Raw genomic sequence first — 11,440 nt, forward strand, 5'->3', positions numbered from 1 at the left:
GCGTTAGTCCATTAATTAATTTTTTAATAAAATCACTATGTTAAATATTATTATAGCAGCAGTTGTTGTAATCGCTCTCACAATTGGAATCGTTTGGGTAATTGACAAATATGTTCCAAAAAAAGCTAAGCCTTTTATAATGATTGTACTTTGGGTACTCATTGGGTATTTAGGGTATTCTACTTTTATGTCTGTTTATGGTGAAATTAAATTTAACAAGCTAAAAGATAAGCGTTACGCTCAAGTTATTGAGAGCTTAATTGATATTAGAGATGCTGAATTAGCACATAGAACTGTTACTGGGAAATTTGAAGGTGATTTTGATAATTTAATTAAGTTTATTGATACTGCTCAGTTTACCATTACACAGCGTCGTGACTCTTCTGTTATAGATGAAGAGCAAACTAGACGTTTTCAAGTTGACACCTATAAAGATATTGTTATTGTTGATACTTTGGGTTATGTATCTGTAAAAGACTCTTTATTTGGTGCAGATCCAAGATATAAAACGATGATGAATATTCCTTCTGCTGAGCCTGGAGCTAAGTTTGAGTTAAAAGCTGGTTTTCTAGAGCAAAACGGTATGAAAATTCCTGTTTTTGAAGCAAAAGCAATGAAATCTATAATATTATTCGATCAGGATAAAAACTTAATTGCAAAAGAAAATCAAGTAATTTCGGTTGATGGTGTAAATGGTGATGCAATTAAAGTAGGATCAATGGAGGAAGTTAATACAACAGGAAACTGGCCTAAAAACTTTTCAAACGAACAGTAAAATAGACATATTACAAAATAATGCATTGTCCATTCAAGTTAGCTTGAGTGGACTTTCTTTTTGTGTCTTGAATTTAAGCACACAATCAGTTGTTTTTTATAAGAAAATCTTATTTGATAAGAAACTCAATCCAAGTGATGTTCTTGATAAATTAACTCACCAATTTAATACTGAAGATAGTTTAAAAGAATCATTTAAATCTGTTACAGTTATTCATGAAAACGAATTATCGGCATTAGTACCAAAATCATTATTTAATGAAGAACATTTAGCTGACTATTTAAAGTTCAACTCTAAAATTCTACGTTCAGATTTTATAACTTATGATGAAATATCTACAAATGATAGTGTTAACGTATATGTTCCCTATGTAAACATTAACAATTATATATATGATTCCTTTGGTGAGTTTGAATTCAAGCACTTTTCTACAATTGTTTTAGAAACTCTTTTAAATCTTGAAAAAAATGCTCAAACTACTAAAATGTATATTCACATAGCGGATACTCATTTTGAAATTATTGTTATTAAAAAAGGTCAACTGCAATTATATAATACTTTTGATTATTCCACTAAAGAAGATTTTATTTATTACATCTTATTTACAGCAGAGCAATTAGAACTAAATCCTGAGAAAACTCCTCTTATTCTATTAGGCAATGTTACTAAAGAGAATGAACTATATAAAATAGCCTATACATATGTTCGAAATGTGTCAATTATAGAGCCTAAGACAACAATTACACCAGCAGAAGGTATTAGTAAAGCCTATTTATCAAATTTTGTAATCACAAATAGTTTTTAAATGCGTATAATATCTGGATTATATAAAGGACGGCGCATTACTGCTCCAAAAAAACTACCTGTAAGACCAACTACAGATATGGCAAAAGAAGCCTTATTTAATATTTTAAACAATCGTTTTTATTTTGATGACATCTCTGTATTAGATCTTTTTGCTGGTACTGGTAATATAAGTTATGAATTTGCATCTCGTGGTACTGAAGATATAACAAGTGTAGACAAAGATTTTGGTTGCACAAAATTCATTGCTCATACATCTGATGAATTCGATTTCGATATTCGAGTAATAAAAGCTGATGTTTTTAAATTCTTAGAAACAACCAAGCAAAAGCATACTGTTATTTTTGCTGATCCTCCTTACGATTTTAGCATAGATGCTTTTTCAAAAATTCCAGAACTTGTTTTTCAAAATCAATTATTAGTAGATGATGGTATCTTAATAATTGAGCATTCTAAACATACCAATCTGTCAAGTTTAGCAAGTTATTCCTATTCCAAAAACTATGGAGGCAATAGGTTTAGTTTTTTTGAACTGCCTAAGGCGGATTAAAAAAATACTATAAAAAACAAATCCCAAATAGAGTATATATTACTATATGGGATTGTTTAATTAAGCAAATCTATAAGCCGAATTCTGTACTCTAAAGAGTCCTTATCATTTATCTACATTTACTGTTACCAGTAAACTTTAGCTGTCTACCCTCCAACATCACGCGTGCAGCGCTCAAACATTGGTTTACATGACATTGCACCACATAGAGTTTACCTGATTTCACTACAGCATTACCTGTACATTCTTTCTGTTGCACTTTTCCTAGCCTCACGACTGGTGGCTGTTAGCCACTATGCTGCACTATGGTGTTCGGACTTTCCTCCCAAAGTATAAACCTTGAGCGATAAGGCGATCTACTTACCACAAAAGTACATAAATTGTTAATAACTCAACTTAAAATAGTGCTTACTAATTCTTAATTTTAAACTGAATTTTTAACTTTGCTATTCTAAGTTTTTTCAATGGAACACTTTGTAGTATCTGCACGTAAATACAGACCACAAACATTTAAAGATGTTGTTGGACAGCAAGCTATTACAAATACGTTATTAAATGCTATTGAAAACAACCATTTAGCACAAGCTTTATTATTTACAGGTCCTCGTGGTGTTGGTAAAACGACATGTGCACGTATTCTTGCTAAAATGATTAATAGTGAAGGTGAAGAAAAAGAGGATGAAGATTTTGCATTTAACATTTTTGAACTTGACGCAGCTTCTAATAACTCGGTAGATGATATTAGAAATTTAACCGATCAAGTTCGTATTCCACCACAAGTTGGTAAATACAAAGTGTATATTATAGATGAAGTGCATATGCTGTCGCAATCGGCATTTAATGCCTTTTTAAAAACGCTAGAAGAACCACCAAAGCATTGTATTTTTATTCTAGCAACTACAGAAAAACATAAGATTATTCCAACTATATTATCGCGTTGTCAAATATTTGATTTTAAACGGATTACAGTTAAAGATGCAAAAAACTACTTGAAGTACATTGCAGAGCAACAAGAAATCGATGCTGAGGATGATGCTTTGCACATTATTGCTCAAAAAGCCGATGGAGCTATGCGAGATGCGCTTTCAATTTTTGATCGTGTTGTTAGTTTCTCAGGCAAGCATTTAACAAGGCAGGCTGTAACCGAAAACTTAAATGTATTAGATTACGAAACCTATTTTAAAAGCACCGATTTAATTTTAGAGAATAATATTCCTGAATTACTATTACAATTCAATAATACTATATCTAAAGGTTTTGATGGGCATCATTTTATTGCAGGTTTAGCTTCACACTTTAGAGATCTTTTAGTTTGTAAAACACCTGAAACTATAGATTTACTTGAAGTTGGTGACCAAACAAAAGAAAAATACTTAAAGCAATCTAAAAAAACATCTCAAAGTTTCTTACTAAAAGGAATAGAGCTAGCTAACGATTGTGATCTTAAATATAAAACCAGTAGAAATCAACGTTTGCTGGTGGAATTATGCCTTATGCAACTTGCCTCTATCACTTATGATGGAGAAAAAAAAAATAGCAGTAGCCACTTTATAATTCCAGCATCCTACTTTAAAAGTAAAGGTATTACTCCAATTCCTATTAAAAGGCCAGTCAATACAGAAGCAGAAGCCAGTATAACGATATCTACTCAATCTATAGAGCAATCGGTTGTAAACGAACCACAACCTGAACCTATAAAAGCAGCGTCGGTTGAAAATGAAGTTGCTCAAAAACTAGCAATAAAGAGACCGAAAATAATTTTAAACAAGCAAACAAAAACTACCTCTGGTTTATCGCTTAGTAGTATAAAAAAGAAAAAAGAACATCTTATTCGGCAGATGGAAGTTGTTATTGATGAAGAAAACCTTCCAACAGATTCTTTTTCTGAAAGCAACATGCAAATAGCATGGGAAGAGTTTGTTGTTAATTTAGAAAAGAAAGGAAAATATAATTTAGCATCAATTTTGCGAATTGATACACCAAAACTATCCTCTGAGACTGTCATTAATATGGTGTTTCCGAATTCTACTAATAAAGTAGAAGTTGAAAGGCAACAGTATGATTTACTTGCCTATTTAAGAAAAAAACTTAATAATTTTTCAATAACACTGGATATTACTGTAAATGAAGAATTAGAAAAAAAGTATGCCTATACTCCTATTGAAAAATATGAGAAACTAAAAGAGAAAAATCCAAATATTGACTTATTACGTAAAACTTTTGACTTAGATATATAATGAAATACATTTTAGCTCTTTTTATGGTATCATTTGTGTTCTTTACAAGTTGTGATGGAAAAGACAGGGCAAAAAAAACCAGTAAAGAAATATTAGAGGATAGTAATTTGTCACCTTCTTTTTTTGAGCAGGTAAGTTACATTCCTGAGCAATATTCCGAAGAAATTGTTGATACCACCTTTAGTAATGGTTTTAAAATAAGTACCAAGTATTTTTCTGATATGAATAACAATGTTCTAAATGAATTTGAAATAGATACAATTCATTATAAACATTATTATAGAGAATTTATAACTGAGCTCACTGTAGAATTTCAAGAAAAGAAAATATTTAGTAAAACTATTGACAAATCTCTTTTTGAAAACAAAGATGATGCTCATTTTTGGGAGCAATCTATTATGCTAGGACTCTTTATTGATAAAGAGTTGACCGATAATGATAAGTTATTTACTGTAGCTTCTTTTTGCATACCTGAATCGGAAATTTGCAAAGATTTTCGCTTAGTTATAGCTAACAATGGTGACATGGAAATTATTGAATTAAAAACTGAAGAAGTACACTAATTATGTTAGGACTCAAACTACCCACTGATCCTCGTTGGGTAAACATCGTTGAAAAAAATATAGAAGAAATACTAACAGACCATGCCTTTTGTGAGCAAAAAGCAACGAGTACAGCCATTTCGCTAATTGTTAGTTTTCCTGAGTATACCGATTTAGTTCAAGAAATGATTGAACTTGTTAAAGAAGAGATGAGTCATTTTAAAATGGTCCATGATATTATTCTAGAACGTGGTTACAACTTGGGTAGAGATAGAAAAGATGATTACGTATTACAATTACTGAAATTCTTTCCCAAAGGAGGTAGTAGAACAACACAATTGGTACATCGCTTATTATATGCTGCTTTAATTGAAGCTAGAAGCTGCGAGCGTTTTAGATTATTATCAGAAGAACTGGAAGATAAAAAATTAGCAGGTTTTTATAAAAAACTCATGATTAGTGAAGCCAACCATTATACAATGTTTTTAGGTTATGCGCGACAATATGGAGATAGAAAAGAAGTAGATAAAAAATGGCAAGATTTATTGGAATATGAAGCCCAAATCATGAAAAACTTAGGAAATAAAGAAACTGTTCATGGTTAAATAGTTTTGCTAGGTATTGTTTCATAGTACAAACTCTTTATTATACCATCAGACAATCCAATTTTTGGCACATAAATGTGTTTTGCTCTACTCCATTTCATTGCCGATAAATATATTTGCATAGCTGGAATTATAACATCTGCCCTATCTTGGTTTAAATCTAATTCTGTAATACGTTCTTCATAAGAATAAGATTTTAGAGTATGGTAATAAGTACTTAAATAAAAATATGTAAGTGGTTTACCAATAGCTTTACCTGAGATTTTAAATATTTTGTTAATATTTCCTCCAGATCCAATCACATCTACTTTATCGTACTTTTCGGTATTTAATTTAATCCATGATTCTAATTCCAGCCAAGTTTCTCGTTTTACAATATCATTTAAAAGCCTTACAGTTCCAATTTTAAAAGATTTTGAGGTTACTTTTTCACCATTATGAATAATAGAAAATTCAGTACTTCCACCTCCAACATCAACATAGACATAATTTCTATCGTTATCTATATACTCATGTAAATCAGTTTCCGCTATTATAGCAGCTTCCTCTTCTCCATCTATTATATCAATTTGAATTTTAGAATGTTCAAATATTTCTTGTGCTATTTCAACGCCATTTGTAGCCTCACGCATTGCAGATGTCGCACATGCTTTATAACGTTCTACTTTATGAGATTTCATAAGCAGCTTAAATGCCATCATTGTATCTTTTAAGCGCCTTTTGTTTTCATTAGAAATAGTATTTTTTAAAAAAACTTCGGCTCCTAATCTAATTGGAACTCTAACTAGAGAACTCTTTTTAAAGCGAGTTGGTTTCCCTTCTTCCTCAATTATTATAGCAATTAATAGCCTAACAGCATTTGAACCAATATCTATAGCACCATACTTTTTAATTGATAGCATAAAATCTTTTTTAATAATATCGAGGAATCATTTAACGATTTTCAAAAATAAGCATTCTTATTACTTCAAAAAATTAATATTCAACTAAGTATTATAACACATATCACTGCATCTAATTCAAAATAATTATATTATATAGTCTTTTTCCTACTATTAATTACATTTTATCGGATAATTTATTCATTTTATAGAATTATACATATATTGTCATCGATAAAAAAATTGAACCAAATCTATTTTTTATCTCTATAAAAAGTAAAACCTACTACTATCTATTTTATATATAGCAAAAACCTATACATATAATTTAGAAATACATGGTTAATACTACCCAATAGCGATAAATAGAAAAAGGCAGCTTAATAGCTTATTATGAAAAGAAGTACTAAATCGAGTCACATTATTATTATCATATTGGGTTTTATTTTAATTCAAAGTATAGATATTAATGCGCAAGTACTAGATCCTTTTACTTCAAGATATACTGAATCAATACGAGGAGACATCACTATTATTGGTAATAATATGATGTCTAGGCATTCAATAAATGACTATAATGGTATTGATGGCAATCATGACTTTACAGACAATGTGTATGTTGACATTGATAATGATATTACAACTTTTAACTCAAGTAGCGCAAATTTCAATAACCCTAACCCATTATTAAACTGCTTAACAATTAGAAAAGCATATTTATATTGGGCTGCTGCCGACAAAGAGACTAATGGTAATGATAATGAACCTAATTGGAATTATAATGATGTTAAATTAATGCTTCCGGGAGAAAACACATATACTACCTATACAGCAGACGATGTTATCTATAGAGGCCGTGATAATCATTTTAGCAACGATCCATATATATGTGTAAAAGATATAACTACTGAGGTTCTAAATTTAGCATCACAATATGGTACATATCAAGTTGCAAATGTTGAAGGAAGCATAAATGATTTAATGGAGCATCTACCAGGAGGAAATGCTGGAACTTCTGGAGGATGGCAAATAATTTATGTTTACAGTAGTCCAGATTTAAACATGAAGAACATCAGTATTTTTGATGGTTATGCACATGTTACTAGTAACGACAATAATTTTGATGTAAATTTTAATGGTTTTCAAACTACACCAACAGGCCCTGTAAATACAAGAATTGCTATTGGTTCACTAGAAGGTGATAGAGATTTAGATGGAGATAAATTACAAATTTTGGACACTTCAAATAATTTTATTGATTTAAATACACCTTTAAGAAATTCAGATAATTTTTTTAATAGTAGAATCACCATTGATAATACTGACTTTTTAGATAGAATCCCAGCTAGTACTAATACTCTTGGATTTGATGCTGCGGTATTTAATCTAGACAATACCAATAACACAATTATTGGAAACAATCAATCATCAGCCACAATAAGACTAACCTCAGATCAAGAAACATATGGTTTTTACCTTCTTGGATTATCTGTGGATGTTTGGGCTCCAAGTTTATATCCTATTCGACTTTCTAGCGATGCTCAAAACAACTTAGTAAATGCAGATCAAAATGTAATCTTAGATTTTAATTTTTCAAACACTGGCAATGATGATGCAATAAATGTTGTGCTTAATACTACTCTGCCTAACAATCTTGAATTCATCTCTGCAAACAACCTACCTAATGGCGTTACATATACTTACGATAATAACACCCGAATTTTACAATTTTTTGTAGAAGATGGATTAGTAGATATTGGAGATCCAGAAATAGCAATACAATTTGAAGTTCAAATAAAAGATGAATGCTACTTTCTTGAACAGAGTTGTGATTTAAATTTTGAATTACAAATAACAGCAACTTACAATGGTATAAATAATCCTACACCACATACAACTTTAAGCTCAAGCGATCTAGATGTTTGTCATTTAGGAAATGTTTTACCAATAACTATTATACAACCAGATGCTGCTATTTGGGCAAATCCTCCTGGAGATCTTGACAGACTTGTAGATTGTGAAAACATTAATGAACTATCGGCTGCACAAAATTTATTTCCAACGACAGATAAATGTGATTTTAACTTGATAAAAACAAGTGGTCCATTCGTCCCTGGTAATGGTTGTGGAGACCCAGGCACATATACTAATACATGGACCTTTACTGATGCTTGTGGTAGAACTATTGCAGATTATGTGCAAGTGATTTCTGTAGTGAGTAATTCAGGTCCAGTTTTTGACGTATTTCCAAATGATATTACTATAGAGTGTACCGATACTCCAAACTTTGTTCAACCTACTTTTTCTAATAGCTGCAACAACTCTATTAATCTAACTTTTGTTGATACAACTACCCCTGGAGCTTGTGATGGCGATTACACAATAACTCGAACATGGACAGCTGTTGATGAATGTGGAAATACATCTAACGCAAGTCAAACAATAACTGTTGAAGATACAACAGCTCCAACATTAATTGGGACTTATAATACTGAATTATCTATTACATGCGAATTACCTCCAGAACCTCCAAACTTAGAGTTCACAGACAATTGTTCTAGCGATTTGGAAGTTATTTTTTATGAAGATATTGTGTCAATTGATTTTACCAATTTTGATATTATTAGAACTTGGGAAGTCTATGATGATTGTGCAAATATGAATACATATACGCAAGTTATTCACATGGAAACCATAAAATCGACTACTTCGACCCAACTTAACTTATGTGCAAACGATACTCTAGTAGATTTAAACAACTATGTTCCTACTGGAAGTAATGGATATTGGGAAAATACAAATGTGAATTTGTTAAACAATATGGTATTAGACCCATCTATTTTAACTGAAGGCACTTATACATTTACTTATGTATCAACTAGCAATCAATGTGTAGAAGTAATAGAAATTATAGCAAACATTGGTGGAGATTGTGAAGAAACCGATAAGTGTATTAGATCTACTTTTGATGTAGATATTTCTAAACTGGTAACACCAAATGGTGATTTAAAGAATCAAACATTCGATGTTGCTTATGTTTTAAATCCAAATAAAATTAGCAGTAACGATTGCGATATTATTGTTAAAGTAAAAGTGTTTAATCGCTGGGGAACAAAAGTATTTGAATCTGTTAATTATAATAATAGATGGACAGGCACAGCTGGAGGTGTTGGTGGAGCAGATATCTTACCTAATGGCACTTATTACTATGTAGTAACACTTGAAAATAGCGGCTTAAAACCAATACAAGGATATATCCTTTTAGGAACCGAACAGTAAAATGAATTATATAAAAAATAGTTACATATTACTCATCTTTTTGCTACTACCCTTTACAGGTAAAGCGCAACAGTTGCCACAATTTACTCAATATATGTATAATACAATCTCTATTAATCCAGCTTACGCAGGTACAAGAGAAAGACTAAATGTTGCATTTTTAAATAGAAATCAATGGGTAGGTATTGATGGAGCTCCTGTAACACAAACCTTGACAGCAGATATGATTATTCCTGAAGCAAATTTAGGTGTTGGCTTATCAATTATACATGATAAACTAGGTTACGAAAGTACTACTTATATCTATTCAGATCTTTCATATACAGTATACATGAATAAAGATTATAGATTATCTTTTGGTTTTAAAGCTGGATTTAGCAAATATGGCTTAGATCCAGATTTGTTGATGGATCCTGACTCTTTTGGCGATCAATATTTAGATAGAATTTTTAATAAATGGAAACCTAACTTTGGAGCAGGTGTTTATTATCGCTCCGATGATTGGTTCATGTCCTTTTCGTCACCTAGAATTTTGAGTTATAATAATAGAACAGAAATAGAGTATGCTGCAATTGAAAGGGTGAGTTACTATTTTAATGGTGGATATATGCTAGAGTTTAATCCTCATTTAAAATTTAAACCCACTTTTTTATTAAAATTCACCAATGGTGCACCAGTATCGGTAGATTTAACAGGTAATTTTTTAATTAATGATAAGTTATGGCTAGGGCTAGCCTATAGAGTTGGAGATGCTTTAGGTGGTTTAGCAACTCTAGAAGCAAATAAAAACATTAAGTTTGGCTATGCATATGAATTCATCACCAATGCAATAAACCCTTACACTTCTGGCTCCCATGAAATATTTATTATATACTCCTTTGATTATCCAAGATCAAAATGTGATTGCGAAAATAAGTTTTAATCAACCTCAAACATTACTTCAAATCTCTAGGGAAAATAGTTAGCGTTGTAACTCCTTTTTTAATTGCATTCCAATCATCAATATCAAATACTATTTTAACCAACCCAGACGTTGGAACGTTATCAATATACTTAGAACCATAAACATTAACAACTGAAGTAAAAGCGTGATTATGTCCAAAAATCATAACCCTATTTAATTCTTTATCTAAAGATTTTATAAAGCTAATTAGCATATTTCCTCCAAAATCATAAATATCTTCTTGAACTTTTATGTCATCAACAGAAATATTCAAATTTTCTGTAAATATTTTGCAGGTTTTTCTTGCACGCCTAGCTGGACTAGTAAAAATGGCATCAGGAATAAAACCATACTGTTTAAAAGAGTTAGAAACTAAGTGAGAGTCATTGATTCCACGTTTTTTTAATGGTCTTTCTCTATCACTAACATCATAATTCCATGATGATTTCGCATGTCGAATAAAAATAATTTCTTTCATAATTATCGTTTAAATGCAATTTTTATCGATAAAATGTTGTTTTCTTCGGTTATAACGATTACTTTCGCTCTATAAAATTAATAAATAATGTACAATCGACTAAATACCATATTTACCGCTAAGTAGTATACCTGTATCTTTTTAACGAATTTTTGGGCTATATGGCACTAATATTTGTTAACGATACAGTATATGATTTTTTTTGTTGTATAAATTAATGAACAATGATCCCAAATCTAATTCAAATTTTTAATCCATTCGCGCTTTATAGTGCACTTCCCTCATATTACAATCGAATTAGTTCATTACGTGTAACATCGTATATGAATATTTGGGTTTTAATCAA

Annotated in this window: 10 protein-coding genes and 1 other RNA gene; 8 read left to right on the forward strand and 3 right to left on the reverse strand. The window is 30.7% G+C overall.

The genetic code is table 11. The features are described 5' to 3' along the window. The first annotated feature begins 37 nt into the window (after window positions 1–37). The 3 genes from ABGB03_RS07775 to ABGB03_RS07785 are packed head-to-tail and all read left to right on the forward strand — an operon-like array spanning window position 38 to window position 2,129. On the forward strand, window positions 38–775 hold the full coding sequence (locus ABGB03_RS07775) for a hypothetical protein (RefSeq protein ID WP_347926279.1): 738 nt from the start codon (window positions 38–40) through the stop codon (window positions 773–775). A 25-nt stretch (window positions 776–800) separates the two neighbouring features. Next, window positions 801–1,580, forward strand: coding sequence for a DUF3822 family protein (locus ABGB03_RS07780; RefSeq protein WP_347926281.1), 780 nt, complete (start codon window positions 801–803; stop codon window positions 1,578–1,580). Beyond that, window positions 1,581–2,129, forward strand: coding sequence for an RsmD family RNA methyltransferase (locus tag ABGB03_RS07785; RefSeq protein WP_347926282.1), 549 nt, complete (start codon window positions 1,581–1,583; stop codon window positions 2,127–2,129). It abuts the gene before it with no gap. A gap of 57 nt (window positions 2,130–2,186) precedes the next feature. Here the strand turns inward: ABGB03_RS07785 and rnpB are convergent. Then, an RNA gene (rnpB, locus tag ABGB03_RS07790) (RNase P RNA component class A) lies at window positions 2,187–2,492 on the reverse strand. A 101-nt stretch (window positions 2,493–2,593) separates the two neighbouring features. On the opposite strand from rnpB, the gene ABGB03_RS07795 reads away from it, so the two are divergent. Genes ABGB03_RS07795 through ABGB03_RS07805 form a run of 3 tightly spaced genes read left to right on the forward strand, consistent with a single transcriptional unit; the run spans window position 2,594 to window position 5,513 of the window. Next, window positions 2,594–4,366: a DNA polymerase III subunit gamma/tau gene (locus ABGB03_RS07795; protein WP_347926284.1), complete on the forward strand. Its 1,773-nt coding sequence runs from the start codon at window positions 2,594–2,596 to the stop codon at window positions 4,364–4,366. Continuing rightward, window positions 4,366–4,929: a DUF4738 domain-containing protein gene (locus ABGB03_RS07800; protein ID WP_347926286.1), complete on the forward strand. Its 564-nt coding sequence runs from the start codon at window positions 4,366–4,368 to the stop codon at window positions 4,927–4,929. The genes ABGB03_RS07795 and ABGB03_RS07800 overlap by 1 nt, the downstream gene beginning before the upstream one ends. A 2-nt stretch (window positions 4,930–4,931) precedes the next feature. Next, entirely contained in the window at window positions 4,932–5,513 is a 582-nt protein-coding gene (locus ABGB03_RS07805; protein WP_347926288.1) for a tRNA-(ms[2]io[6]A)-hydroxylase, read from the forward strand. Here ABGB03_RS07805 and ABGB03_RS07810 read toward each other — a convergent pair. Beyond that, window positions 5,510–6,415, reverse strand: coding sequence for an exopolyphosphatase (locus ABGB03_RS07810; protein ID WP_347926290.1), 906 nt, complete (start codon window positions 6,413–6,415; stop codon window positions 5,510–5,512). The genes ABGB03_RS07805 and ABGB03_RS07810 overlap by 4 nt on opposite strands. A gap of 372 nt (window positions 6,416–6,787) precedes the next feature. Between ABGB03_RS07810 and ABGB03_RS07815 the strand changes: the two genes are divergently transcribed. Both ABGB03_RS07815 and ABGB03_RS07820 read left to right on the forward strand, forming a co-directional pair. Further along, a complete protein-coding gene (locus tag ABGB03_RS07815; RefSeq protein WP_347926291.1) occupies window positions 6,788–9,673 on the forward strand; it encodes a gliding motility-associated C-terminal domain-containing protein in 2,886 nt (961 codons plus the stop codon). A gap of 1 nt (window position 9,674) precedes the next feature. Beyond that, window positions 9,675–10,595, forward strand: coding sequence for a type IX secretion system membrane protein PorP/SprF (locus ABGB03_RS07820; protein WP_347926293.1), 921 nt, complete (start codon window positions 9,675–9,677; stop codon window positions 10,593–10,595). A gap of 13 nt (window positions 10,596–10,608) precedes the next feature. Here ABGB03_RS07820 and ABGB03_RS07825 read toward each other — a convergent pair whose 3' ends face one another. Then, window positions 10,609–11,094, reverse strand: a complete 486-nt coding sequence (locus ABGB03_RS07825) for a histidine phosphatase family protein (RefSeq protein ID WP_347926295.1) — start codon at window positions 11,092–11,094, stop codon at window positions 10,609–10,611. Between the last annotated feature and the right edge of the window lie 346 nt (window positions 11,095–11,440).

Origin of the sequence: Pontimicrobium sp. SW4, from assembly GCF_039954625.1 — a bacterium.
Lineage (GTDB): Bacteria > Bacteroidota > Bacteroidia > Flavobacteriales > Flavobacteriaceae > Pontimicrobium.